Here is a 24,650-nt window from a genome sequence, read left to right as displayed (position 1 = left end):
GCGGGGCAACCGGGACGCGTGCCCCGCGCGGCCGTCCGCGCCGCCGGGGCGCAGGCCCCGCAGCCGGTCGCGCACCGGCCGGCCCCGTCCGGACAGGCGCCTCGTAGCAGATCCGACGCCGCTCCGTGGGCGGTGCGCGACATTCCGTTTGGGCTTTCGGGCAGTCAGCGGAGACACTGCTGCACGTGACGTCCCGTACACCGCGCGACTCCAGACTCCGACTTGTCCGCCCGCGACCCCTCGCCACAGCCCGACGGGCCGTGTCGAACCGGCGTACCCGCCCGGCACCCCGCCCCCCAGAGGGGACCCCCGCCCAGGCGGAACTGGCCCGTCACGCCCGGGAGGTGCTCGCGGACGCCGCCCGCATCGCCCGCTGGGCCGACACTGAGCGGGCCCGTGGCGCCGCCCCGCGGCCCGGCCAGGCCGGCACACTCTCCGCCGCCTCCGCCGAACGTGCCGCCGAGGCCCTGCGTCTCACCGAGGCCAAGGTCCGCGCGGGATGGGACCGGGCCCGGCTCGCCGGACTCGTCGAGATCCACGGCGCCAGCGCCCGCCCCGGCTGGCGGCTGCGCGCCTGGGACCGTGACGACGCCGCCGTACTGCGCGGCTGGGTCGCCCTGTTCGACGCCTGGTCGATCGTCCACCCGGCGCCCGAGGGCATCACCCCGGTCACCGTCGCGGAGGTCGTGGAGTCCGTCCCCCAGGTGCTCTCCCTCCTTCAGCTCTCGGCCGGGCCCGTCCTCGTACCGGCGCTGCTCGACCTGCTCCAGCAGCGCGTCGCCGAGCTGCACGAGGAGCGCTGCGAGGTGCCGCCGCACCTGCACGGCATCCCCGCCCAGTCCGCCGCGCACTCCGCGCCCGCACCGCTGTCCTCCCTCCTCGACTGGGCCCTGGAAGGCCTCGCCTCCGTCGGCGCCCTGACCCTCGGCGAGGGCCAGGCCACCCTGACCCCGCTCGGCAGCTGGGCGGTCTGGGTCAAGCTGGAGCAGATCTGCGTGGCCGCGCAGAGCCCCGCCGGGAACATCGAGCAGTCCGCCGACGCCATGCTCAGCGGCTGCGCCCGGCTCACCCCGGGCCCGGCCCGTGCCGAGTACCGCGCCTGGCTGGCCGCCCGCACCGTGGGCAGCGCGGTCCTCGAACTCCTCGAAGTGGCCCGCGGCGAGGACGCCCTGCTGCGCGGTCTCGCCTTCGAGGCGCTGCGGGTGGTGGGCGCGCCCGCCGAGGCCGAGGTGCGCGCCGCCGCAGACGAGCAGGCGCTGCGCCCGTACGCCCTGCTGTGGCTCGCCGAGCACGAGGGAGTCGACCCCGAGGACGCCCACGACCTGCTCACCCGCGAGGAGTCCACCTGGCTGTGGGTGGACACCGCCGCGGCCGTCGCCGACCACGGCGAGAGCGAACTGCTGGTCCGGCACCTCGAATCGGCGGTCCAGGGCACCGTGCCCGCCCTGCTCGACGAGGTGCGTGCCGTAGGCCACCCGCGCACCGTGCAGGTACTGGTCGCGCTTGCCGCAGCCCACCCCGACCCCGCCCTCGCGAAGGCGGTGCGCCGCGCGGCGTTCCAGGTGCACACCGGCGGGGCGTAGGGCGAGGTACGCGCACGCCTGCCGGGGGCTCAGCGATGCGCCCCCGGCACGTACGTTCCGAAGGCCCAGATGTTGCCCTCCGGGTCGCGGGCCATGTAGTCCCGCGAGCCGTAGTCCTGGTCCGTGGGCGGCATGAGGATCTCCGCCCCGCGCTCCGCGGCGTGCTTGTGGTGGGCATCCACGTCGGGCACCACCACGTACACGCTCGACGGGCCCGAATCCGCCATCGCCTCGTCGAACTGGCCGCCGCGGCCCTTGCTGCCCAGCATCACCGTGCCGTTGCCGAAGCTCAGCTCGGCGTGCTCCACGGTGCCGCCCTCGCCCTCGTACACCGGGCCCCTCGTGAAGCCGAAGGCGCCGGTCAGCAGCTCGATCGCCGCTTTCGCGTCCCGGTACAGCAGGCTCGGGTACATGCTCGGTACGTCGGTCATGTCACTCACCCCTCGATCCGTGCGCGTCGCATGATGTGACCTGTGACACAGTCTTGCAGGCGGCACCGACAATCGCGCCGACCAGCGCCCACGCCGCCAGCAGGGGCTCAGCGGAAGGTGTTGCAGCGCGCCATGTCGCCCGTCTCGAAGCCCGTGTAGAACCACTGCTGCCGCTGGGCCGCCGACCCGTGCGTCCAGGTCTCCGGCGTCACCCGCCCCTGGAACTTCTCCTGGATCCGGTCGTCGCCGACCGCCGCCGCCGCGTCGAGGCCGTCCCTGATGTCCTCGTCGGTCAGCTTCGTGATCAAGGGTTTGCCGGTCTTGTCGTCCGGCGTGCGGGTCGCGTGCTTGGCCCACACCCCGGCGTAGCAGTCCGCCTGGAGCTCCACCCGCACCGCGTTGCTGTCCGCGCCCTGCCGTCCGTCCTGCGAGCGGGCGAGAGTCCCCATCCGGTTCTGGATGTGGTGTCCGTACTCGTGCGCCACCACGTAGGCCTGCGCGAAGGGGCCGCCGCTGGAGCCGAATTTCGTCCGGAGCTCGTCGAAGAACCCCAGATCCAGGTAGACCTGCTTGTCGCCGGGGCAGTAGAAGGGGCCGACGGCCGAGGTGGCCGCGCCGCACGCGGTGCCGACCCGGTCGGTGAAGAACACCGTCTTCGCCGGCCCGTACGTCGCGTCCCGCCGCGCGAACTCCTGCCGCCAGAAGTCCTGCACGCTGTTGACCACGCCGAGGATCCGGCAGTCGTCCCTGGTGTTCGCGTCCCGGCCGGTCCGGCAGGCCTGCTGCACCTGGGCCTGCGAGGACGGCGCCGCGACGGGATCCTCCTCGTCGGAGGACAGCCCCAGCTGATCCGGACCCACCCCGAACAGCACTCCCATGATCAGCGCGATGAAGCCGACGATGCCTCCGCCGATCGTGGCCCTGCCACCGGGAATGCGGCTTCCGCGCACGTCCCGGACCTCCGAGGTGTCCAGACTGGCGTCGTCGTCGAACTGCACGGGGCCACACCACCCTCTGCTCGCGCTGCATCGGCCGGGCGGCGACGGCGATCCGCCGCCCTGCGCCGAGTATCAGCCCATTCACTCCGTTACGCGCTTCTCCTGCCCCCGGAGCACACCGCCGAACGGGGGACCGCCGGCCCGCCGCCCCGCCGTGTCGCCCCCTCTCCCGTCCCCCGCACCGGTCGTGCGCCGATACGTTCCGCTCCATGCTCCGACCCCGCCCGAGCCGCCGCCTCTCGCGTCTGCTGGCCCCCGTCCTGGCCGCCGCCCTCGCGGTCCCCCTGCTCACCGCCGCCCGCCAGGCCCGCCCCGCCCCCTACGGCGACCTGCTCACCGTCCACGCGCCGGTCACCGCCCCCGGCCCGGCCCCCGCCGTCCGCATCCGGCACCGGGCCGTCGAGGCGCACGAGAAAGCCACCGGGCGCGTGCGGTGGACGTACACCCGTACGGGGCGCCGCCCCCTGGACGTACGCCCCGCGTCCGGACACGCCTTCACCCTCTGGAGCGACGGACTGGTCACCGACACCCCCAGGGCCGACGGCCGTCCGGTCCGCTGGCACCGCGCGATCCCCGGCTTCGACGGCCGCGCCACCGGCGTCCTCCAGCCGCTCGACCCCGCGGCCGAGATGCTCGCCGTCGTCACCCCCCGGCACATCGCTGCCTACCGCACCGCCGACGGCGATCTCCGCTGGGTGCTGCCCGCCCGGTCCGGCTGTGCCTTCTCGGCGGCCCGTACGGTGCGCAGGAGCCGCGTCCTCCTGGTGGCGCAGCCCTGCACGGAACCCGCCGCCTGGACCGACCAGGTCGTTCCCGTCGATGTCCTCGGCCGCGTCACCCCGGGCCGCCTCCCGCTGGGCAACAGATCCGCGGGCACGCGCCGGAACGAAGCCCTCCACCGGCCCGTGCCCGGGGCGGCCCCCGGGCCCCGAAAAGGGATTGCGAGCTCCCGTTAGACTGGGTCGTATGGCTCTTCTCCTTGCGCATTAGCGGCGTCGAAGCAGAATCTCCCGCCCGTTTCCCACCTTCCGCCGTCCCACCCCGCACAGGAGTACTTCCGTGATCACCGCCTCCGGCATCGAGCTGCGCGCCGGCGCCCGCATGCTCATCGAGAACGCGTCCTTCCGCATCGCCAAGGGCGACCGCATCGGACTCGTCGGCCGCAACGGAGCGGGCAAGACCACGCTCACCAAGTGCCTGGCCGGCGAGGGCACCCCGGCCGGCGGCACCATCACCTCCTCCGGTGAGGTCGGCTACCTCCCGCAGGACCCGCGCACCGGCGACCTGGACGTCCTCGCCAAGGACCGCATCCTCTCCGCCCGCGACCTCGACTCGGTCCTGCGCAAGATGCGCGAGAACGAGGAGCGGATGTCCAGCGGGCAGGGCGCCACCCGCGAGAAGGCGATGAAGAAGTACGAGCGCCTGGAGACGGAGTTCCTCACCAAGGGCGGGTACGCCGCCGAGGCGGAGGCCGCCACCATCGCCGCCGCCCTCGGCCTGCCCGACCGGGTGCTCGGCCAGCCGCTGCACACCCTCTCCGGCGGCCAGCGCCGTCGCGTCGAACTGGCCCGGATCCTCTTCTCGGACGCCGACACCCTGCTCCTGGACGAGCCCACCAACCACCTCGACGCCGACTCCATCGTCTGGCTGCGCGACTACCTGAAGAACTACCGCGGCGGCTTCATCGTCATCTCCCACGACGTGGAGCTGGTCGAGACGGTCGTCAACAAGGTCTTCTACCTGGACGCCAACCGCGCCGCCATCGACGTCTACAACATGGGCTGGAAGCTCTACCAGCAGCAGCGCGAGGCCGACGAGAAGCGCCGCAAGCGCGAGCGCCAGAACGCCGAGAAGACGGCCAAGGTCCTCCACGCGCAGGCCGACAAGATGCGCGCCAAGGCCACCAAGACCGTCGCCGCCCAGAACATGGCCAAGCGCGCCGACCGCATGCTCGCGGGCCTGGACGCCGTCCGGGTCTCCGACAAGGTCGCCAAGCTGCGCTTCCCCGAGCCCGCTCCCTGCGGCAAGACCCCGCTGATGGCGGAGGGCCTGTCCAAGTCGTACGGCTCGCTGGAGATCTTCACCGATGTCGACCTGGCCGTCGACAAGGGCTCCCGGGTGGTCATCCTCGGCCTCAACGGCGCCGGCAAGACGACCCTGCTGAGGCTGCTGGCCGGGGCCGAGAAGCCCGACACGGGCCAGGTCATCGAGGGCCACGGCCTCAAGATGGGCTACTACGCCCAGGAGCACGAGACGCTCGACCCGGACCGCACCGTCCTGGAGAACATGCGCTCCTCCGCACCCGATCTCGACCTGGTCGAGGTGCGCAAGACGCTCGGCTCGTTCCTCTTCTCCGGCGACGACGTCGACAAGCCGGCCGGGGTGCTCTCCGGCGGCGAGAAGACCCGTCTCGCGCTCGCCACCCTCGTCGTCTCGTCCGCGAACGTGCTGCTGCTCGACGAGCCCACGAACAACCTCGACCCGGCCAGCCGCGAGGAGATCCTCGGCGCGCTGCGCACGTACAAGGGCGCCGTCATCCTCGTCACCCACGACGAGGGCGCCGTCCACGCGCTGGAGCCGGAGCGGATCATCCTTCTCCCCGACGGCGTCGAGGACCTGTGGGGACCGGACTACGCGGACCTCGTGGCCCTGGCGTAGCCGGTCCGCCCGCCGCATGGCACCGGCACAGTCCGGCGGCAAAGTACCTGGCAGTGCGGTCCCGCTGATCCACTTCGGCTGGATCATTCGGCCTACGCGTGATCCTCAATCTGAGTGAGTGCGTCTCGTACCGCGGCGCGGCGCACCCGCCCCGAAGACCCGTCCCGTGCCGGGGCGGGTCTTCGGCGCGCCACTGATCGTTTCGCGGTGCTGACCTGGACATTCCCGGGAGTGACCGGTTTCCGCTATGGCGAAGGACACGCGGAATAAGCCAATCCGGGTGGGGCTGTCACTTCCTCCACGGCGAAGCTTGTTGTACGGACCTTGCCGAATGGGTGGCCAGGAAGCCGGGGAGGGGTGATCATGAGAAGTCCAGAGCGCACTTCCTTGAGGAGGCACGGGTGGCCGAGACTCTTAAGAAGGGCAGCCGGGTAACCGGCGCCGCGCGCGACAAGCTCGCGGCAGACCTGAAGAAGAAGTACGACTCCGGTGCGAGCATCCGGGCGCTGGCCGAGGAAACCGGCCGCTCCTACGGATTCGTCCACCGGATGCTGAGTGAATCCGGAGTGACGCTGCGCGGACGCGGCGGAGCGACACGGGGCAAGAAGGCAACCGCCTGACGGCCGCGCGTACGGAGTTACCGGCTTTACGTGTGCAGCTCGACCCGGACGGGACCTCGTGCCCCGCACGGGACGGGTACGCGGTCGCAGTGTGTGGGGCCGGTCGTTCCCGCGATCGGCCGGGTGGTTACTGTGCAGTCACTTAAGTCCGCTTGAGTGGTGACGGCACCGTATCCGACCCCGGAGGCACCCCATGGCTTCGCTCGACCCCGTACTCGACAAAGACGGCGTGCAACTCACCGTCGAGGACGCCGTAGCCACGGTGACCCTGGCCAACCCGGCCAAGCGCAACGCCCAATCCCCCGCTCTGTGGCGGGCGTTGACGGAGGCCGGGAGGGCGTTGCCCGGCGATGTCCGGGTGGTCGTGCTGCGCGGAGAGGGCAAATCCTTCTCCGCGGGTCTCGACCGGCAGGCGTTCACTCCGGAAGGCTTCGACGGTGAGCCGTCCTTCCTCGACCTCGCGCGTGGTTCCGATGCGGACCTCGACGCGGAGATCGCCGCGTACCAGGACGCGTTCACCTGGTGGCGGCGTCCCGACCTGATCAGCATTGCCGCCGTGCAGGGGCATGCGATCGGCGCCGGATTCCAGCTCGCCCTCGCCTGCGACCTGCGGGTCGTCGCCGAGGACGTGCAGTTCGCCATGCGCGAGACCAGCCTCGGCCTGGTGCCGGACCTGACGGGCACGCACCCCCTGGTGAGTCTCGTCGGGTACGCCCGCGCGCTCGAAATCTGTGCGACCGGCCGCTTCGTCCACGCGGCGGAGGCCGAACGCACGGGCCTGGCCAACCTCGTCGTGCCAGCGGCCGAACTCGACGGCGCGGTGCGGGACCTGACCGCCGCCCTGCTCGCCGCGCCGCGCGACGCGGTCGTCGAGACGAAGGCACTCCTGCAAGGCGCCGCGGGCCGTACGTACGACGAGCAGCGCACCGCGGAGCGGGCGGCCCAGGCGCGTCGGCTGCGGGACCTCGCGGGGCTCTCCGACTGATCCCCCGACGTCCGGCCTAGGCCACGCCGTCCGTGATCACCTCGGTGATCAGCACGGCCACCGACGGACGCCCCTGAGCCGCGCCCGCGACCCGCGCGCGGACCTCCAGGGCCACCTCCAGCGCACGGCGCTCCCCGGTCACCGCCACCTCCACAAGGAGATGACCACCGGGGGGTGCCGTGTCGTGCGTGACCGGTCGCGTGCCCAGTACGGAGGTCAGTCGGGCCACCCCGGGAACCCCGAGGGCCGCCAGCGCTTCCGGCCCGTCGGAGGCCGGAGCCCCGTTCGGTCGCCCGGGTGGACCAGCGGGCGGCTGTTTCTCCGCGCCGGACCTCGCCGGTGCCTCGCCCAGCAGACCCGTGACCCGCAGGTCCACCTCCACGACCTCCAGCCCCAGCCGCTCCTCGGCCGCCGTGAACAGCGCGGACCGCAGCCGCTTCGCCGTGTACGGGATCGGTTCGTGCGGCGTCGCCCGGAACTCGGCCGTCACGCACAGCGGTCCGAGCGGCAGTGAACCCGGCGGAGGCGGCACGGCCGGGCCGGCGGGCACCGCGTCGGGCTCGGCCAGACCCACCCTGAGCGCCCCGAGCGCCGCGCCGTCGACCGACCGGCCGGCGAGGCGCAGTACGTGGTCCGCCGCGCGCTCCGCGATCCACACGCCGTCCCCCGGCCCGCCCAGGGGCAGCAGTCTGCCCAGGCCAAGCCGCTGCCGTACCGCCTGCGTCCAACCCTCGTCGGGTGCTGTGGATGCCATGGGGCCAGCCTGCCGCATCCCGGGCGCGACATCGGGCAAGCGGACTTAATGTGGCAACGGAGTCCAGTACCGCGTACCCCCCGGAAAGGGATGAACAGCGATGGCTGACACCGAACAGCAGCGCAACGAGCAGCAGCGCGGCAACATCCGGACCGGCGGCCCGGAGAAGGAACTGTCCGTATCCCCGGGCGTGTCCGCGTCCGGAGCCAGTACCCCCCAGCGCGGCGGCGGCGACCCGTCCACCCGTGGCCGCACGACCATCGCCGACGGAGTGGTGGAGAAGATCGCCGGGCTCGCGGCCCGTGACGTGGACGGCGTCCACGCGATGGGCGGCGGCCTCTCCCGTACGTTCGGCGCGGTCCGCGACCGGGTGCCGGGCGGCAACGCCAAGTCCGTGAGCCGCGGCGTGAAGGCCGAGGTCGGCGAGGTGCAGACCGCGCTCGACCTGGACATCGTCGTCGAGTACGGCGTCTCCATCGCCGACGTGGCGCGGGCGGTGCGGGAGAACGTGGTCGCGGCCGTCGAGCGGATGACCGGCCTGGAGGTTGTCGAGGTCAACATCGCGGTCGGCGACGTGAAGCTGCCCGACGAGGAGGACGAGGACGAGCCGGAACAGAGGCTGCGGTGAACCACGGATCCGAGGGTGCAGACCCGGGAGTGAGGGCGGTTCGATGAGTCTGTCTTTGGTCGGCCTTGCGGTCGGCATCGCACTCGGGTTCGCCGGGTACTTCGGCGGGTTCGGGGCGTTCGTGATCGTCGCGGCGCTCGGCCTCATCGGGTGCCTCGTCGGCAGGTACCTGGACGGCGACCTCGACCCCGGTGACCTCCTGCGGCCCCGGGACCGCGGACGCGACGACCGTTCCCGGCCGCGGTGACGGCGGTGGTGGAGGCGCGGCCGCCCGCGTCCGTGCCCGCCGCCGACCGGGGTGCGCTGCAGATCGCGGACCGGGTCGTCACGAAGATCGCCGCCCGGGCGGCGAGCGAAGCGCTCGGCGACACACCGCCGGCGGGCGTGGCGGCGCCGCACGCCGAGGTGGCCGTGCGTGACTCGCGCGCCCGGGTGCGGATCGGGCTCGAACTGGGTTTCCCCTCGGACATCGCCGCGCAGTGCGCCCTGGTGCGCCGCCAGGTCTCGCTGAAGGTGCGGGAGTTGGCGGGCATGGAGGTGCCCGAGGTGACGGTGGTGGTCGACCGGCTGCTCCGGGTGGACCCGCACGGCAGGAGGACGCGGTGAGCGAACACGTACCCACGCTCCAGGCCGAGCCCGAGACATCGTCCGGCCGGCGCGACGCCGCGTCCGGGAAGCGGTTCTGGTCCGCGCGGAAGGTTCCGGCCGCCCTCGTCTCCGCGCTGCTGCTCGGTATGGCCGGCCTGCTGCTCTACGACGTGATCGCCGTACGGGCCGGCCAGCCCGGCATGGGCTGGCGCCGCGACATCGCGTCGCAGCTGGCCGAGCGCCCGCTGGACCAGGTGTGGGTGCAGGTCGGTGCGGGCCTGGCTATCGCACTCGGTCTGTGGCTGGTGGTGCTCGCGGTGACTCCGGGTCTGCGATCCCTGCTGCCCATGCGCGCGGACGCCACCGATCCGGACGTCCGGGCCGGGCTCGACCGGGGCGCCGCGGCCCTGGTGCTGCGCGACCGCGCGATGGCGGTGCCCGGGGTGGAGGCGGCCCGGGTACGGGTCGGCCGCACCAAGGTTACCGTACGGGCCGTCTCGCACTTCCGTGAACTCGCGGACGTACGCGAGGAGTTGGAGGACGCGATGCGTGCCGGAGCGGCGGACCTGGGTCTCGCCCGGGAGCCCGCGCTCGCGGTGCGGGTCGAGCGGTCGGAACGGGTGACGGGCGGAGAGGGGTGAGGGGGGAGTGCAGACCGTGCTGACACGGGTGAACAGGGTGTTGCTGGGACTGCTGGGCCTGGCGCTGCTCGCGCTGGGCGGATCCGCCCTGATGGCGGGACTCGGTGTCCGGGTCCCCTCCTGGTGGCCCTTCTCGGGCCGCGACGACGTGCTGCTGAGCACGGCGGACCGGGCCCGGTGGCGGGACGAGGAGTGGTGGTGGCCGGTCGTGATCGCCGCGCTCGCCGTCCTCGCGCTGCTGGCCCTGTGGTGGCTGCTGGCACAGCTGCGGCGGCGGAGGCTCGCGGTGCTGCGGGTGCCGGACGAGGAAGGTCCGGTGCTGTTGCGCGGGCGGGCGCTGGAACGGGTCCTCGCGGAGGAGGCGGAAGCGGTGGAGGGCGTCGACCGGGCCGTGGTCGCGCTGACGGGCCGCCAGTCCGCGCCGCGCGTCCGTATCCGGCTGACGGTGCGGCCGTCCGCGGTCCCCGCGGAGGCGGTCGCGGACCTGGCGTCGGTGGCGGTGGCCCGGGCACGGGAGTCGGTGCGGCTGGAGAGGCTGCCTACGGAGGTGCGGGTGCGGGGGGCTGGGGGCCGCCGGGGAGGGATGGGACGGGTGCGGTGAGGGGAGCGGCGGGGTGAGGGTGAGCGTGTGGCGTACGGGGGAGGGGGCGGCGTAGGGCGGGAGGGTGCACCTCCGGTGGGGGCCGCCCCCTTGCCCGCCCGTTCCGCCCCCGGGGCGGCCCCGCCGCCCAAAGGGGCTGACGTAGGGCGCCTCCGCCGCCCAGAGGGGCTGACGTAGGGCGCCTCCGCCGCCCAACGGGGCTGACGTAAGGCGGGTTCCGCCGCCCGAGGGGGGCTGACGTCAGAAGCCGTGGCGGGCGCCGCCGTCGACCGGGAGCATGATGCCCGTCAGGTAGGACGCCGCCGGTGACAGCAGGAACGCCGCTGTCCGGCCGAACTCCTCGGGGGTCCCGTACCGCCGCAGCGGAATGCTCGCCTCGTGTCCCGCGCGTGCCGCCTGCGGGTCCCCGGCCAGCGAGTCCAGGTAGCGGACCCGGTCGGTGTCGATCCGCGACGGCAGCAACCCGACCACGCGCACGCCGCGCGGTCCCACCTCGGCGGCGAGCGACTTCGCGAACCCCGCCAGCCCCGGTCGCAGACCGTTGGAGAGGGTCAGCCCCGGGATGGGCTCGTGCACCGACGCGGACAGTACGAAGCCGATCACCCCGCCCTCGCCGAGGGACTCCGCCGCGGTCCGTGCCAGCCGCACCGCGCCGAGGAACACCGTCTCGAACGCGTCGCGCCACTGCTCGTCCGTGCTGTCGGCCACCGTGCCGGCGGGCGGCCCGCCGACGCTGATGAGGATGCCGTCGAACCGGCCGAACCGGCCGCGTGCCTCCTCGATCAGCCGGGCGGCCGTCGCCGGGTCCGCGTTGTCCGCCGCCAACGCCGCCGCGTTCGGGCCCAGTTCACCGGCCGCGTCGGTCAGGGCCTTCTCGTCGCGGGCCGTCAGGACGACCTTCGCCCCGTCCGCCACCAGTTCCTTCGCCGCGGCGAAGCCCAGCCCCCGGCTGGCTCCGGTGACGACGTACACACGGTCCTTCAGTGCAAGATCCATGGCGCTATCCTGCACCCTCCGTCGCGGCGGCGTCCTCCCGGGCCAGTGCCAACGCCGTACCCACCAGGCCGATGTGGCTGAACGCCTGCGGGAAGTTGCCCAGCAGACGGCCCGCCAGCGGGTCGTACTCCTCGGCGAGCAGCCCCACGTCGTTGCGCAGGGCCAGGAGCTTCTCGAAGAGGTCGCGGGCCTCCTTGACCCGGCCCGTCATCAGCAGCGCGTCCGCGAGCCAGAACGAGCAGACCAGGAACGTGCCCTCGCCGCCGGGCAGGCCGTCCACCCGGTGCCCGTCGCCCGTCTCGTCCGCGCTGTAGCGGCGGACGAAGCTGCCGTCCCGGGCGAGTTCGCTGCGCACCGCCTCGACCGTGCCCACCACGCGCGGGTCGTCCGGTGGCAGGAAACCCACCATGGGGATCAGGAGGGTCGCCGCGTCCAGTTCCTGCGAGCCGTACGACTGGGTGAAGGTGTTGCGCTCCGGGTCGTAGCCCTTCTCGCAGACCTCGCGGTGCACCTCGTCGCGCATCGCCCGCCAGCGCGCCGCGTCGCCGGGCAGCGTGGGGTCCGCCTCCAGGGTGCGGACCGCGCGGTCGGCGGCCACCCACGACAGGACCTTCGAGTGCACGAAGTGCCTGCGCGGGCCGCGTACTTCCCACAGCCCCTCGTCCGGTTCGCGCCACATCGTCTCCAGGAAGCCGAGCAGACTGAGCTGGAGGTTCCAGGCGTGCGGCTTGACGGCGAGACCCGAGCCGCGCGCGACGTAGAGGGAGTCGATGACCTCGCCGTACACGTCGAGCTGGAGCTGCTCGGCGGCGTCGTTCCCGATCCGCACCGGGGCGGAACCCTCGTATCCGGACAGCCACGGCAGTTCCGTCTCCGGCAGCCTGCGCTCGCCCGCCAGCCCGTACATGATCTTCAGGTCGGCGGGGTCTCCGGCGACCGCGCGCAGCAGCCAGTCGCGCCAGTGGGCCGCCTCGTCGACGTACCCGGCGGCGAGCAGCGCGCCGAGGGTGAGGGTGGAGTCGCGCAGCCAGCAGTAGCGGTAGTCCCAGTTCCGGACCCCGCCGATCTGCTCGGGCAGGGAGGTGGTGGGAGCGGCGACGATGCCGCCGGTGGGTGCGTAGGTGAGGGCCTTGAGCGTGATGAGCGAGCGCAGCACGGCCTCCCGGTAGGGGCCCTCGTACGTGCACTTGGCCGCCCACAGCGCCCAGTCCTCCAGACTGTGCTCCAGCGCCTCGTACGGGTCGATGAGCGCCGGGCGGTGCTCGTGCGAGGGGTGCCAGGTGAGGACGAACGCCACCTTCTCGCCCTCGCGCACGGCGAAGGAGGAGCGGGTGCTGTACTGCTGCCCCCACGTCTTGACCTTCACCCGGTCGGAGCTGGGCACGTCGCGCAGCCAGACCGCGTCGGGACCCGCCACCGCGACCCGCAGGCCGTCGGTGCGCCGCATCCACGGGACGACGTTGCCGTAGTCGAAGCGCAGCCGGAGCGTGGAGCGCATTTCGACCTCGCCGGACAGGCCCTCCACGATGCGCACGACGTCGGGGGCGATGTCCCGCTGCGGCATGAAGTCGGTGACCTTGACCGTCCCCGAGCGGGTCTCCCACACCGATTCCAGGACGAGCGAGTCGCCCAGGTACGAGCGGGAGGTGCAGGTGGCGGAGGACTCGGGAGCGATCCGCCAGTGGCCGTTCTCCTCGTTGCCGAGCAGGGCGGCGAAACAGGCCGCGGAGTCGAAGCGGGGCAGGCAGAGCCAGTCCAGAGAGCCGTCACGGCCGACGAGTGCGGCGGTCTGGAGGTCCCCGATGAGTGCGTAGTCCTCGATGCGTTGGGTCACGCTCAGGCGTCTGCCCGGTGACGAGCGGGACCAATCCACGCGGGCCGGGGACGACCGCGGGCTGCTACGCCGAGGCGGTGGCGGGCTCGGCGGCCCCGGTGTCCTCCGTCGCGGCGCGGGCCGCCGCCTCGTCCCGCTCGTGCTTCTCGCGCCGTACGAGAACGACCCAGCCGACCGGCACGCTCGCCGCGAAGAGCCACCACTGGACGGCGTACGCCATGTGCGCGCCGATCGACTCCGAGTCCGGCACGCCGATCGTCTCGGGACTGCCGTCGGAGGGGACGGGCTTCGTCAGTTCGAGGTAGCCGCCGAGTACGGGACGGCCGAGCAGCTTCGACTGCTGCTCGCTGTTGATCAGCATGACGTGCCGCGGCGGCAGCCCCGCGAGGTCCTTGATGCCGCTGCCGGAGGTCGTCTCGTCGGCCTTGAGCCGGCCGGTGACGGTCACCTCGCCCCGGGGCGGCTCCGGGATATGCGGGAACTGCTGCTGGTCGGAGCCGAAGGGCACCCAGCCGCGGTTCACCAGGACCGTGCCGCCGCCCTTGAGGTCCAGCGGGGTCAGTACGTGGAAACCGACCTGGTCGTCCCGTGAGGTCCTGCGCCGCACGACGACCTCGTGCGTGGTGTCGAAGGTCCCGGTGGCCGTCGCGGTGCGCCAGAAGTCGGCCCGAGGGACGGTGTGGCCGGGGGCGGTCAGCTCGCCCACGGGCTTCGGCGGGGCGGCGAGGTTCCCGGCGATCAGCTGGTTCTGCGCGACCCTGTGCTCGTGGCGGTGGAGTTGCCAGAAGCCGAGCTCGACCATCGTCGGGACGAGGACGAGCACGAAAAGGGTGAGGAACACCCACTGCCGGGACAACAGGAAGCGGTACACGCATCGACGGTACCTGGCGGGAGGAGACCCCGGGCGGGCGGGTTGCCCGGCCCGCCCTCACCCGTCCGAAGGTGCCGGCGCCACGTCGCGGAGCAGGTGGGTGAACGCGGCCTCGTCGACGACGGGCGTGCCGAAGGCCTTGGCCTTGAGCGTCTTGGAGGTCGCCGAGTCCGGGTCGTTGGTGACCAGGAGGCTGGTGAGCCGGGACACGCTCGTCGCGACGTGCAGCCCCGCCTCGACCGTACGGTCCTCCAGCAGGTCGCGGTCCACGGAGGTGTCGCCGGAGAAGGCCACCCGCATCCCCTGCATCAACGGCTGGTCCGCCCGGTAGCGGCCGGGGTTGGGGTACGGGCAGGCCGGCCGCCTGCGGGAGGGCCGCCAGCTCGTGGGGCCGCCGTTGCCTCCGCCGTACGAAGGCTGGTAGCCGATCCGGGGCCGGGGCGGGGCGTCCGACCACTCGGTGAGCGGCCGGCACTCCAGGAGCGGCAGCCGTACCCCGCCGCGGGCCGCCGCGTGCAGGCTCGGCCGGAACGCCTCGGCGAGCACCCGCGCGTCGTCCAGCGCGTGGTGCGCCTGCTGCTGCACGACGCCGAAGTGCGCGGCCAGCGAGGCCAGCTTGTGGTTGGGCAGCGGCAGCGCCAGTTCCTTGGCGAGCGCGATCGTGCACAGCCGGTGCTGCACCGGGGCGGTGTGCCCGGCCCGTGCGTACTCGCGGGCCAGCATCGACCAGTCGAACATCGCGTTGTGCGCGACCAGGACGCGCCCGTCGAGCCGGTCGGACAGCTCGCCCACGACCTCCGGGAACAGCGGCGCGCTCCGCAGCACGTCGCTGGTCAGGCCGTGGATCCAGGTGGGGCCCGGGTCCCGTTCCGGGTTGACGAGCGTGTACCAGTGGTCGACGACGTCGCCGTGCGTGTCCAGCCGGTAGACGGCAGCGGAGATGATGCGGTCGTCGCGGGAGAGCCCCGTGGTCTCCACGTCGACGACCGCGTACCCCTGCGGGTAGGCGGTCGGCCAGGGTGCTGCCGCTGTCGTCTGGTCATCGAGCATGGTCACAGAGAATACGGGCCGGGACTGACAGTCCCCTATTCGCCCAGGTCTGCCCCGTCCCGGCGGTCGCGAGGAGACCCTCGCCGCCCGGTGTCCGCGGCACAACGAGGAAGGGTCGCGCGGGGGTTGGGGCGCCGCCCGGTGGCGCAAGGAACCATCCCCGCCGAGACGCGCTCCGCGCCGCGAGTACGGCGACCGGTCCAACAGCCACCAGAGCGGGGCGCCGCGCCCGCCGTCGCGCCGGGCGGGTCGGTACGCGTCCGGGGAACGGCGGGGTGGAATCCTCGCGGGGTGAGCGACACGCAGGGGTACGAACCCCACCACGAGGACCTCGGATCCCGCCTCAACTGGCTGCGGGCCGGGGTCCTCGGCGCGAACGACGGCATCGTCTCCACTGCGGGCATCGTCGTGGGCGTCGCCGGAGCCACCGACGACCGTGCCACCCTCCTGACGGCCGGTCTGGCCGGCCTCCTCGCGGGCTCCATGTCGATGGCGGCGGGCGAGTACGTCTCCGTGTCGACGCAGCGCGACGCGGAGAAGGCCGCCCTGGCGCTGGAGAAGCGGGAACTGAGGGAGCAGCCCGAGGAGGAACTGGACGAGCTGACCCAGCTCCTCCAGAGCCGCGGCCTGACCCCCGAGCTGGCCCGGGAGGCCGCGGAACAGCTCACCGAGCGCGACGCCTTGCGCGCGCACGCGCGTGTGGAGCTAGGAATCGACCCCGACGAACTCACCAATCCCTGGCACGCGGCCTGGGCGAGTTTCGCCGCCTTCACCGTCGGTGCACTGCTCCCGCTCCTCGCGATCATCCTGCCGCCGCAGTCGTGGCGGCTGCCGGTGACGGTGGTCTCGGTGCTGCTCGCCCTCGCGTTCACCGGCTGGGGGAGCGCCCGGCTCGGTGCCGCACCGCCCAGGCCGGCGGTGTGGCGGAACATGGCGGGCGGGGCGCTCGCGATGGCGGTGACGTACCTGGCGGGAACCCTGCTGGGCGCGGTGGGCGTGTAACGGCGGGGCACCGCGTGGTTTTTGTCCGGCCGAGGGGGTGCCCCGTCGCACGGACCTTCGCCACCATGGTGGGCATGGACCGTATGGCGCACGACACAACTCCCTGTACGACGCCGCGCTTTGACGCCCTGGTGGCCGAGGCGGGCCGCATCGCCGTCTCCCTCGGGCACCGCCACACCGGCGCGGAACACCTGATGCTCGCGCTGCTGCGCGACCCCGACGCCGTGCCGACGCAGGTGCTCGCCGAACTGGTCGAGCCCTCCGACATCGACAAGCGGCTGCTGACGCTCGTCACGTCACCCACGTACCACGAGAACCGGCACACCGACCGGCCGCGCCCCTGACCCCGCACCGCCCCCGTTCCTGACGGGACTTCTTACATACTTGTGGGTAACAACCTCTAGTCGGGCCCCCGCCCGCGCCTCTATCGTGCGGGCATGCCGAACCTGCCCGATGTCGTGCTGTGGTCGATACCCGCCTTCGTCCTGCTCACCGTGCTCGAAATCGTGAGCTACCGCCTGCATCCCGACGACGACGCCGAGGGGTACGAGACCAAGGACGCCGCCACCAGCATCACCATGGGGCTCGGCAGTATCGGCTTCGACCTCCTGTGGAAGATCCCCATCGTCGCGGTCTACACGGCGGTGTACGAACTGACGCCCGCCCGCGTCCCCGTGCTGTGGTGGACGATCCCGCTGATGCTGCTCGCACAGGACTTCTTCTACTACTGGTCGCACCGCGGCCACCACGTGGTCCGCATCCTGTGGGCCTGCCACGTCGTCCACCACTCCAGCCGGAAGTTCAACTTCACCACCGCGCTGCGCCAGCCCTGGACGACGCTCACCGTCTGGCCGTTCTACCTGCCGCTCATCGCCTGCGGAGTGCATCCGGCCGCCCTCGCGTTCTGCTCGTCCGCGAACCTCGTCTACCAGTTCTGGGTGCACACCGAACGGGTCGGCAAGCTGCCCAGGCCCTTCGAGTACGTCCTCAACACGCCCTCGCACCACCGGGTGCACCACGCCTCGCAGGGCGGCTACCTGGACCGCAACTTCGGCGGCATCCTGATCGTCTGGGACCGGCTCTTCCGCTCGTTCGTGAGCGAGACCGACCGCCCCGTCTACGGGCTGACGAAGAACATCGAAACCTACAACCCGCTGCGCGTCGCCACCCACGAGTACGCCGCCATCGCCCGTGACGTACGCGCCGCGCGCACCTGGCGGGAGCGCGCGGGACGCGTCTTCGCGGGGCCCGGCTGGCAGCCGGGGACCGCGACCCCGGCCGGTGCGACCGCGACCCCGGTCGAGACGACCGCGACCCCGGCGGACACGACCGCCACCGCGCAGCAGCCGGAGCCCGCCGCGTGACCCGTGGCCGGCTGTCCCGCGCCCTGCTCGCCGCCTTCCTCTGCGCCGCCGCCGTCGACCTCGCCGGACTGCTCGCCGGGGCGTGGGCGGTGCACGCGACGGCCAAACCGCTCCTGATGCCGCTGCTCGCCGGGTACGTGGCCGCGCGCGGCGGACCGCGCCTGCTGGTCGTGGCGCTGCTCCTCGGCTGGGGCGGCGACGTCGCGCTGCTCTTCGACGCGGACCCGGCCTTCCTGCTCGGCATGGGGTCCTTCGCCCTCGGGCACGTCTGTTACCTGCTGCTCTTCCGGGGCGCACCGGTGAGCCGCCCGCTCGGCGCCGGGTACGCGCTCGCGCTCGTCGCCGTCGTCGTCCTGCTCTGGCCCGACCTGCCGGCCGACATGCGCGTCCCGGTCGCCGGGTACAGCCTGCTGCTCACCGGCATGGCGTTCCGGGCCGGCGGCCTCGGCCCGTACGCGGGTGCGGGCGGCGCCCTGTTCCTGCTCTCCGACACCCTCATCGCCACCGGCGTCGCCCAGTGGCCGCAGCCGCCCGCGCCCGACTTCTGGGTCATGGGCACCTACACCGCGGCCCAACTCCTGCTGGCACTCGGGGTACTCGGGGCACCGGGCAGCAAGGAGGGCGGGGCGCCGCGCCACCGGCCGCGGAACGTCCGCGACCGGCGGGACACGCGCAGCTCCCCGCCCCGTTGACTCCTGACCAGTGCCCGGCGGTGCCGTCTAGCGCACCGCGCGCAGGGCGTCGATGATCCCGGCTCCGTAGAAGCCGTTGTCGTTCACGCCGCCCTCGCAGACCGCGTCGATCTTGCCGTCCTTGTTGATGTCGTACGGCTCACCGCACGGGGTGCTCTCGGCGTGCGTCGTCACCATCCGCTCCAGCTGGCGCGGAGTGGCGTTCGGGTGCGTCGACTTCAGCAGCGCGAGGACGCCCGCGACGTGCGGCGACGCCATCGAGGTGCCGTTCTTGTAGCCGTAGCCGCCCGGCACGGTCGACAGGATCCGGCCGTCGACGGCCGGGCCCTCCGGCGCCTGGTACGCCGTGCGGTCGCCGCCGGGAGCGGCGATGTCGATGACACCCTTGCCGTAGTTGGAGTACGACGACTTCAGGTTCTTGGCGCCGGTCGCGGAGACCGTCAGCACGTCGTCCAGCTGCATCGGGATGTCGAGGCACTTCTTCGGGTCGATCGTCCGCGAACCCGGCGTGGAGTCGTTCGGGCTCGTCGTGTCGACGATCTCCTTGGCAGCGAGGTCGAAGTTCGAGTTGCCCGACGAGGCGACGGAGATCGTGCCCTTCTTCCAGGCGTACCCGTGGGCCCGGTCCGTGGCCTCCACGAGGGCGCCCTGGTCCGGGTCGTCCTTGCAGTTGAACATCCACGGGTCGGTGTAGTAGCTGTTGTTCGTGACGTCCGCACCGTGCTCGGCGGCGTACATGAACGCGCAGACGACGGCCTCGGTGTAGAAGAAGCCGGTCGCGTCGGCGACCTTGATGCCGGAGACCTTCACGCCCGGGGCGACGCCCGTGACGCCGACGCCGTTCTTCGCGGCGGCGATGGTGCCCGCCACGTGCGTGCCGTGGTCGGACTCGTCGGCCTTCGGACGCCACGCACCGGCCGTGGTGTCCGCCTTGCCGCCGACGCAGCTCGCCGAGCTCTTGGCGTCGAAGTTCGGCGCCAGGTCCGGGTGGGTGTCGTCGACACCCGTGTCGATGACGGTGACGTTGACCTTCTTGGAACCGAGGGTCTTCTGGTGCGCCTTGTCCGCGCGGATGGCCGGCAGTGCCCAGAGCAGCGGCTCCAGCGGGTCCTCGGCCGCGGTCGCCTTCTTCGCGGCGGCCTGCGCCTCGCTCGCGGTGAGCCGCTCCGTGGAGCCCTCCTCCGTGGTGGCGGCGACCTGGATCGGAGCGGTGCGGGTGGCACCGGCCGAGTCGACGCCGCGCACCGTGCGGATCTGCTTCCCGAACTCGGGGTTCTGGGAGGTGACGACGATGACGCCTATCTTGTCGTACGACACCACTATGGTGCCGCCGGCCTTGGCTATCGCCTTCTTGACCGACGCCGCGGTGGACTTGCCGCCGCTGATGTTCACCACGTACGACAGCTTCGGGCCGTCCGCGACGGGGGCGGCAGCCGCAACCTCCTCCACGGGGGCCGCCGTCGCCGAGGTCATCGGCAGGAAGCCGAGCGAGGCAGTCAGTGCAAGCCCGACGGGCAGCGCCAGTGCGCGCGACCGTCTGGTTCCCAGATGAGCCATGGGTTCTCCACATCATCCGTGCCGAACGCCCTACCGCACATCTGCGGTTGGACGGGTACATGACCAGCGAAGCTATCGCCGATCAACCCGCCGGATCAATGAGTTCGGACAACGAGTTCGGAAAAGAAAACACGACCCGTGAACCGAGTCGCCACGCGGACCGTGCCGTTGTCAGGGGGAGGCAGCACCAACCACCCCTTCCCCGTGAGGTCATTTTGAGCCGCTCCACCCCGACACCCACCCCACCCGCGTCGCGAGGAGATTCCGTGACCACCGAGGCACCACCGCCCCAGGGCGGATCGGACACCAGCCCTGCCGGGCCCACGACGGAGAAGTTCGTCGAGGTGCAGGAGAGTGCGGAATTCGGCGAACTGCGCCGTGCCCACCGCTCCTTCGCCTTCCCCCTCACCCTCGCGTTCATCGCCTGGTACCTGCTGTACGTACTGATGTCGAACTACGCCGGCGGATTCATGGGCACGAAGGTCTTCGGCAACATCAACGTCGCTCTCGTCTTCGGCCTCGGCCAGTTCCTGACGACCTTCCTCATCGCCTGGTTCTACTCGCGGCACGCGGCGACCAAGCTCGACCCCAAGTCGGCCGCCATCAAGTCCCGTCTGGAGGCCGGAGAATGAACCTTCTCGACCCGACCCACCCGGGCTGGCAGCTCGCCGCCGGCGAGGGCGCGAGCGAACACCGTCCGCTGATCATCACCCTCTTCGGCCTCTTCGTGGTCGCCACCCTCGGCATCACCGTCTGGGCCGGCAAGCAGACCAAGAGCGCCTCCGACTTCTACGCGGGCGGCCGCCAGTTCACCGGCTTCCAGAACGGCCTGGCGATCTCCGGCGACTACATGTCCGCCGCGTCCTTCCTCGGCATCGCCGGATCCATCGCCCTCTTCGGCTACGACGGCTTCCTGTACTCCATCGGCTTCCTCGTCGCCTGGCTGGTCGCACTGCTCCTCGTCGCCGAGCCGCTGCGCAACTCCGGCCGGTACACGATGGGCGACGTCCTCGCGTACCGCATGAAACAGCGCCCGGTGCGGACCGCGGCGGGCACCTCCACCATCGTGGTGTCGATCTTCTACCTGCTGGCGCAGATGGCGGGCGCGGGCGTCCTCGTCTCGCTGCTCCTCGGTATCACCAGCGACGGCGGCAAGATCGCCATCGTCGCCCTGGTCGGCATCCTGATGATCGTGTACGTCACCATCGGCGGCATGAAGGGCACCACCTGGGTGCAGATGGTCAAGGCGGTCCTGCTCATCGCGGGCACCCTGCTGATCACCTTCCTGATCCTGCTGAAGTTCAACTTCAACGTCTCCGACCTGCTGGGCGCGGCCGCCACCAACAGCGGCAAGGAAGGCTTCCTGGAGCCGGGCCTGAAGTACGGCGTCAGCGCGATGAGCAAACTGGACTTCCTCTCGCTCGGCATCGCCCTCGTGCTGGGCACCGCCGGCCTGCCGCACATTCTGATCCGCTTCTACACGGTTCCCACCGCCCAGGCCGCCCGCAAGTCCGTGAACTGGGCGATCGGCATCATCGGCGCGTTCTATCTGATGACGATCGTGCTCGGCTTCGGCGCGGCAGCACTCCTCAAGCCCGAGGACATCACCTCGTCCAACAAGGCGGGCAACACCGCGGCCCCGCTGGCCGCGCTCGAAATCGGCGGCGGTTCCGGCTCCACCGGCGGCGCGATCCTCCTCGCCGTGATCTCCGCCGTCGCCTTCGCCACGATCCTCGCGGTCGTCGCGGGCCTCACCCTCGCCTCGTCGTCGTCGTTCGCGCACGACATCTACGCGAACGTCATCCGGCGCGGCAAGGCCACCGAGAAGGAGGAGATGAGGGCCGCCCGCTGGGCCACCGTCTTCATCGGCGTCGTCTCGATCGCGCTCGGCGCCCTCGCCCGTGACCTCAACGTCGCCGGCCTCGTCGCCCTCGCCTTCGCGGTCGCCGCCTCCGCCAACCTGCCGACGATCCTCTACAGCCTGTTCTGGAAGAAGTTCACCACCCAGGGCGCCCTGTGGTCGATCTACGGCGGTCTCTTCACGGCCGTCTTCCTCGTCCTGTTCTCGCCCGTCGTCTCCGGCAAGCCGACGTCCATGTTCAAGGGCGTCGACTTCGCCTGGTTCCCGCTGGAGAACCCCGGCCTGATCTCGATCCCGCTGGGCTTCCTGCTCGGCTGGCTCGGCTCGGTCCTCACCAAGGAGGAGCCCGACAAGGGCAAGTACGCCGAGCTGGAGGTCAAGTCCCTCACGGGCACCGGGGCGCACTGAGCCACCCGTTGTCCCGCAGCATTCCGGGGCCGCGTCGTAGGGACCTACGACGCGGCCCCGCCGTCCCTCGTGGAAATCTCTTCCCGGCGTTGTCGGTGTCGTCGCGTAGTGTCGAATACAACAGACACCCATCGGGGAGGGGGCCCACAGTGCTCATCGACACCTATGGCCGGGTCGCCACCGACCTGCGTGTTTCGCTGACGGACAAGTGCAACCTGCGTTGCACGTACTGCATGCCGGAAGAGGGCCTGCAATGGCTCGGCAAGCAGGAACTCCTCAGCGACGACGAAATCGTCCGACTCATCCGCATCGCCGTCACCGACCTCGGCATCACCGAGGTGCGCTTCACCGGCGGCGAACCCCTTCTGCGCCCCGGCCTGGTCTCCATCGTCGAGCAGTGCGCCGCCCTGGAGCCCCGCCCGAAGATGTCGCTGACCACCAACGGCATCGGACTCAAGCGCACCGCCGCCGCCCTCAAGGCGGCCGGCCTGGACCGGGTCAACGTCTCCCTGGACACGTTGCGCCCCGACGTCTTCAAGACCCTCACCCGCCGCGACCGGCACCGCGACGTCCTCGACGGCATGGCGGCCGCCCGCACGGCAGGGCTCACCCCGGTCAAGGTCAATGCCGTCCTGATGCCCGGCCTCAACGACGACGAGGCCCCCGACCTCCTCGCCTGGGCCGTGGAGAACGAGTACGAACTGCGCTTCATCGAGCAGATGCCGCTCGACGCCCAGCACGGCTGGAAGCGCGACGGCATGATCACCGCCGGGGACATCCTGGAATCGCTGCGCACCCGTTTCACCCTCACCGAGGAGGGCGAGCGCGAGCGCGGGTCGGCGCCCGCCGAGCGCTGGGTGGTCGACGGCGGCCCGCACCGGGTCGGCGTCATCGCCTCCGTGACCCGCCCGTTCTGCGGGGCCTGCGACCGCACCCGGCTCACCGCCGACGGCCAGGTGCGTACCTGCCTGTTCGCCCGTGAGGAGTCCGACCTGCGTGCGGCGTTGCGCTCGGAGGCCACGGACCGCGAGATCGCGGAGCTGTGGAAGGTCGCCATGTGGGGCAAGAAGGCGGGCTCGGGCCTCGACGACCCGACGTTTCTCCAGCCGGACCGCCCGATGTCGGCGATCGGCGGCTGAGCGTCCGCCCGGCACAGTGGCACCGGAGCGGCCCGCGGGCCGGAGCGCGCTGCCCCCGAGGGGCCCGCGGTCAGCGCCCGGCGGCCGGGTCCTCCGGTCCCGTGCGCTCCCGCTCCCAGTCGTCGAGCGTCACGACATCCTTGAGAAAGCTCCGTACCCCCAGGAACTGCGACAGGTGCTCACGGTGCTCCTCGCACGCGAGCCACGTCTTGCGCCGCTCGGGCGTGTGCAGCTTCGGATTGTTCCAGGCCAGCACCCAGTCGGCGGCCGCACGGCATCCCTTGGCGGAGCAGATGGGGGTCTCGTCACTCACAGCTGAATTCCCAACGGGGGCCGCACAGAAGGGGCCCGAACAAAGGCGACGCCGAGCAGCCACGGGGGGAGCTGCCCGGCGTCGGTCCGTCGCTCCGACGGGGGATGCGGAGCGCCTACGAAGTATGTCACGGGGGACGGGGTGCGGTGCACCGGAACCGCGTGATTGATCTGAGCTTTTCCCGACCTTGGCCGGTACTAAATGCTCCGGCCCTGTGGGTCGTTGGCGGGTTCCGCGCGCTTCGGTCCCTCGTCCGGACCCATCACCGTGCCTTCCAGCGCCGGCCCGAGAGCGGGCCGTACCGGCGCGGGAATGAACGTCGACGGCATCACCTTCACCGTCTCCCGGCCCGCATTCGCGATCACCACCGACACGTACGGCAGCAGCACACCGGCCACCAGCGCCACGATCGCCACGTGCCGTTCCACGTTCCACAGCACCGCGGCGAGAATGACCGCCACCGTCCTGACCGACATCGAAATGATGTACCGGCGCTGCCTGCCCCGGACGTCGTCGGCGAGCGACTGCCGCGCGCCGGTGATCCGGACGACTTCGGCTCCGCGCAGCTTCCGCATACGTTCCACCACCCGTTTCCAGAGCCGGGCGCTCCCCGGCCCGGACACCTTCCACGGTACGCCCGTACTCCGACAGGCGGCAGAGCGGGGGCGGCCGGGCCCGGACGGAGGGGGACCGGCGTCCCGCGTATGGCGGTGTCCGACATGCGCCGTACGGGGGACGGCGTCAGACTCGATCACAGCGCACATCCGCGCCGGTACGAGGAGGCGACATGAGTTGGTTGTGGGCAATCATCGTCGGGCTGGTGCTCGGTCTGATCGCCAAGGCGATCATCCCGGGCAAACAGCAGATCCCGCTCTGGCTGACGACGGTGTTCGGCATCATCGGAGCGGTCCTGGGCAACTGGATGGCCACCCAGTTCGGCATCAACGACACCAAGGGCATCGACTGGGGACGGCACCTCCTCCAGGTCGTGGGAGCGGTGGTCGTCGTGGGTGTGGGCGACGCGATCTACGCCTCGCTGCGCGGCAACCGACGGCGCGCCTGAGACAGGGACCCGG

The 24,650-nt window shown here is 71.8% G+C and carries 28 protein-coding genes; 18 read left to right on the top strand and 10 right to left on the bottom strand.

What is annotated here, in order from left to right:
- The first annotated feature begins 185 nt into the window (after positions 1-185).
- Positions 186-1,583, top strand: a complete 1,398-nt coding sequence (locus HNQ79_RS28045; RefSeq protein ID WP_185035680.1) for a hypothetical protein — start codon at positions 186-188, stop codon at positions 1,581-1,583.
- Positions 1,584-1,612: 29 nt separating this feature from the next.
- Here the strand turns inward: HNQ79_RS28045 and HNQ79_RS28040 are convergent, their stop codons facing one another.
- Together HNQ79_RS28040 and ypfJ are read right to left on the bottom strand one after the other, a co-directional pair.
- Positions 1,613-2,014, bottom strand: a complete 402-nt coding sequence (locus tag HNQ79_RS28040; protein WP_185035679.1) for a VOC family protein — start codon at positions 2,012-2,014, stop codon at positions 1,613-1,615.
- A 107-nt stretch (positions 2,015-2,121) separates the two neighbouring features.
- Positions 2,122-3,012 carry a KPN_02809 family neutral zinc metallopeptidase gene (gene ypfJ / locus HNQ79_RS28035; protein ID WP_185035678.1) on the bottom strand — a complete coding sequence of 297 codons (891 nt, stop codon included), beginning with the start codon at positions 3,010-3,012 and terminating at the stop codon, positions 2,122-2,124.
- 209 nt (positions 3,013-3,221) lie between these two features.
- On the opposite strand from ypfJ, the gene HNQ79_RS28030 reads away from it, so the two are divergent.
- The 4 genes from HNQ79_RS28030 to HNQ79_RS28015 all read left to right on the top strand — a co-directional run bounded on the left by HNQ79_RS28030 (position 3,222) and on the right by HNQ79_RS28015 (position 7,275).
- Entirely contained in the window at positions 3,222-3,968 is a 747-nt protein-coding gene (locus HNQ79_RS28030) for a hypothetical protein (RefSeq protein ID WP_185035677.1), read from the top strand.
- A gap of 103 nt (positions 3,969-4,071) precedes the next feature.
- The gene (locus HNQ79_RS28025) at positions 4,072-5,670 is read left to right on the top strand and encodes an ABC-F family ATP-binding cassette domain-containing protein (RefSeq protein WP_185035676.1); all 1,599 of its coding nucleotides are present in this window, start codon (positions 4,072-4,074) and stop codon (positions 5,668-5,670) included.
- A 401-nt stretch (positions 5,671-6,071) separates the two neighbouring features.
- Positions 6,072-6,290: a helix-turn-helix domain-containing protein gene (locus HNQ79_RS28020; RefSeq protein ID WP_185035675.1), complete on the top strand. Its 219-nt coding sequence runs from the start codon at positions 6,072-6,074 to the stop codon at positions 6,288-6,290.
- A gap of 193 nt (positions 6,291-6,483) precedes the next feature.
- Complete coding sequence (locus tag HNQ79_RS28015) at positions 6,484-7,275, top strand: enoyl-CoA hydratase/isomerase family protein (protein WP_185035674.1); 792 nt, start codon at positions 6,484-6,486, stop codon at positions 7,273-7,275.
- 16 nt (positions 7,276-7,291) lie between these two features.
- On the opposite strand, the gene HNQ79_RS28010 is transcribed toward HNQ79_RS28015, so the two are convergent.
- The gene (locus HNQ79_RS28010) at positions 7,292-8,029 is read right to left on the bottom strand and encodes a nucleopolyhedrovirus P10 family protein (RefSeq protein ID WP_229923736.1); all 738 of its coding nucleotides are present in this window, start codon (positions 8,027-8,029) and stop codon (positions 7,292-7,294) included.
- 100 nt (positions 8,030-8,129) lie between these two features.
- Here HNQ79_RS28010 and HNQ79_RS28005 point away from each other — a divergent pair, with 100 nt between their 5' ends.
- The 5 genes from HNQ79_RS28005 to amaP are packed head-to-tail and all read left to right on the top strand — an operon-like array spanning position 8,130 to position 10,487.
- Complete coding sequence (locus HNQ79_RS28005) at positions 8,130-8,657, top strand: Asp23/Gls24 family envelope stress response protein (RefSeq protein ID WP_229923735.1); 528 nt, start codon at positions 8,130-8,132, stop codon at positions 8,655-8,657.
- A 43-nt stretch (positions 8,658-8,700) separates the two neighbouring features.
- A complete protein-coding gene (locus HNQ79_RS28000; RefSeq protein WP_185035673.1) occupies positions 8,701-8,904 on the top strand; it encodes a hypothetical protein in 204 nt (67 codons plus the stop codon).
- Complete coding sequence (locus HNQ79_RS27995; protein WP_185035672.1) at positions 8,901-9,263, top strand: Asp23/Gls24 family envelope stress response protein; 363 nt, start codon at positions 8,901-8,903, stop codon at positions 9,261-9,263. Before HNQ79_RS28000 ends, HNQ79_RS27995 begins: the two co-directional genes overlap by 4 nt.
- Positions 9,260-9,886, top strand: coding sequence for a DUF6286 domain-containing protein (locus tag HNQ79_RS27990; protein WP_185035671.1), 627 nt, complete (start codon positions 9,260-9,262; stop codon positions 9,884-9,886). The genes HNQ79_RS27995 and HNQ79_RS27990 overlap by 4 nt, the downstream gene beginning before the upstream one ends.
- Positions 9,887-9,893: 7 nt before the next feature.
- Positions 9,894-10,487, top strand: coding sequence for an alkaline shock response membrane anchor protein AmaP (amaP, locus tag HNQ79_RS27985; RefSeq protein WP_185035670.1), 594 nt, complete (start codon positions 9,894-9,896; stop codon positions 10,485-10,487).
- 240 nt (positions 10,488-10,727) lie between these two features.
- Here amaP and HNQ79_RS27980 read toward each other — a convergent pair whose 3' ends face one another.
- The 4 genes from HNQ79_RS27980 to HNQ79_RS27965 form a co-directional block, all read right to left on the bottom strand.
- The gene (locus HNQ79_RS27980) at positions 10,728-11,483 is read right to left on the bottom strand and encodes an SDR family oxidoreductase (RefSeq protein WP_185035669.1); all 756 of its coding nucleotides are present in this window, start codon (positions 11,481-11,483) and stop codon (positions 10,728-10,730) included.
- Between the two features lie 4 nt (positions 11,484-11,487).
- Positions 11,488-13,317, bottom strand: a complete 1,830-nt coding sequence (locus tag HNQ79_RS27975) for a glycoside hydrolase family 15 protein (RefSeq protein WP_185035668.1) — start codon at positions 13,315-13,317, stop codon at positions 11,488-11,490.
- Positions 13,318-13,381: 64 nt separating this feature from the next.
- On the bottom strand, positions 13,382-14,188 hold the full coding sequence (locus HNQ79_RS27970) for an SURF1 family cytochrome oxidase biogenesis protein (RefSeq protein ID WP_185035667.1): 807 nt from the start codon (positions 14,186-14,188) through the stop codon (positions 13,382-13,384).
- Positions 14,189-14,245: 57 nt separating this feature from the next.
- Entirely contained in the window at positions 14,246-15,244 is a 999-nt protein-coding gene (locus HNQ79_RS27965) for a DEDDh family exonuclease (protein ID WP_185035666.1), read from the bottom strand.
- A gap of 285 nt (positions 15,245-15,529) precedes the next feature.
- Here HNQ79_RS27965 and HNQ79_RS27960 point away from each other — a divergent pair, with 285 nt between their 5' ends.
- The 4 genes from HNQ79_RS27960 (at position 15,530) to HNQ79_RS27945 (ending at position 18,296) form a co-directional block, all read left to right on the top strand.
- On the top strand, positions 15,530-16,240 hold the full coding sequence (locus tag HNQ79_RS27960) for a VIT1/CCC1 transporter family protein (protein WP_185035665.1): 711 nt from the start codon (positions 15,530-15,532) through the stop codon (positions 16,238-16,240).
- 74 nt (positions 16,241-16,314) lie between these two features.
- Positions 16,315-16,584, top strand: a complete 270-nt coding sequence (locus HNQ79_RS27955) for a Clp protease N-terminal domain-containing protein (protein ID WP_185035664.1) — start codon at positions 16,315-16,317, stop codon at positions 16,582-16,584.
- A gap of 93 nt (positions 16,585-16,677) precedes the next feature.
- Positions 16,678-17,604 (top strand): sterol desaturase family protein, encoded by a 927-nt coding sequence (locus HNQ79_RS27950; RefSeq protein ID WP_185035663.1) that lies wholly within the window; start codon positions 16,678-16,680, stop codon positions 17,602-17,604.
- Positions 17,601-18,296 (top strand): lysoplasmalogenase, encoded by a 696-nt coding sequence (locus HNQ79_RS27945; protein ID WP_185035662.1) that lies wholly within the window; start codon positions 17,601-17,603, stop codon positions 18,294-18,296. The genes HNQ79_RS27950 and HNQ79_RS27945 overlap by 4 nt, the downstream gene beginning before the upstream one ends.
- Before the next feature lie 27 nt (positions 18,297-18,323).
- On the opposite strand, the gene HNQ79_RS27940 is transcribed toward HNQ79_RS27945, so the two are convergent.
- A complete protein-coding gene (locus HNQ79_RS27940) occupies positions 18,324-19,853 on the bottom strand; it encodes a S8 family peptidase (RefSeq protein ID WP_185035661.1) in 1,530 nt (509 codons plus the stop codon).
- Positions 19,854-20,119: 266 nt separating this feature from the next.
- On the opposite strand from HNQ79_RS27940, the gene HNQ79_RS27935 reads away from it, so the two are divergent.
- From HNQ79_RS27935 to moaA, 3 genes are all read left to right on the top strand, one after another.
- Positions 20,120-20,485, top strand: a complete 366-nt coding sequence (locus tag HNQ79_RS27935; protein WP_185035660.1) for a DUF485 domain-containing protein — start codon at positions 20,120-20,122, stop codon at positions 20,483-20,485.
- On the top strand, positions 20,482-22,122 hold the full coding sequence (locus HNQ79_RS27930) for a monocarboxylic acid transporter (protein ID WP_185035659.1): 1,641 nt from the start codon (positions 20,482-20,484) through the stop codon (positions 22,120-22,122). The genes HNQ79_RS27935 and HNQ79_RS27930 overlap by 4 nt, the downstream gene beginning before the upstream one ends.
- Positions 22,123-22,271: 149 nt before the next feature.
- A complete protein-coding gene (gene moaA, locus HNQ79_RS27925) occupies positions 22,272-23,261 on the top strand; it encodes a GTP 3',8-cyclase MoaA (protein ID WP_229923734.1) in 990 nt (329 codons plus the stop codon).
- 70 nt (positions 23,262-23,331) lie between these two features.
- Here the strand turns inward: moaA and HNQ79_RS27920 are convergent, their stop codons facing one another.
- Together HNQ79_RS27920 and HNQ79_RS27915 are read right to left on the bottom strand one after the other, a co-directional pair.
- Entirely contained in the window at positions 23,332-23,574 is a 243-nt protein-coding gene (locus HNQ79_RS27920) for a hypothetical protein (protein WP_185035657.1), read from the bottom strand.
- A 197-nt stretch (positions 23,575-23,771) separates the two neighbouring features.
- Positions 23,772-24,149 carry a DUF3099 domain-containing protein gene (locus tag HNQ79_RS27915; RefSeq protein WP_185035709.1) on the bottom strand — a complete coding sequence of 126 codons (378 nt, stop codon included), beginning with the start codon at positions 24,147-24,149 and terminating at the stop codon, positions 23,772-23,774.
- Positions 24,150-24,361: 212 nt separating this feature from the next.
- Here HNQ79_RS27915 and HNQ79_RS27910 point away from each other — a divergent pair, with 212 nt between their 5' ends.
- On the top strand, positions 24,362-24,637 hold the full coding sequence (locus HNQ79_RS27910; RefSeq protein ID WP_185035656.1) for a GlsB/YeaQ/YmgE family stress response membrane protein: 276 nt from the start codon (positions 24,362-24,364) through the stop codon (positions 24,635-24,637).
- Positions 24,638-24,650 lie beyond the last annotated feature (13 nt).

The sequence above is a fragment of the Streptomyces candidus genome, from assembly GCF_014207445.1.
In the GTDB taxonomy this organism is placed as follows: domain Bacteria; phylum Actinomycetota; class Actinomycetes; order Streptomycetales; family Streptomycetaceae; genus Streptomyces; species Streptomyces candidus.
This window is presented reverse-complemented; position numbering and strand designations above follow the sequence as displayed.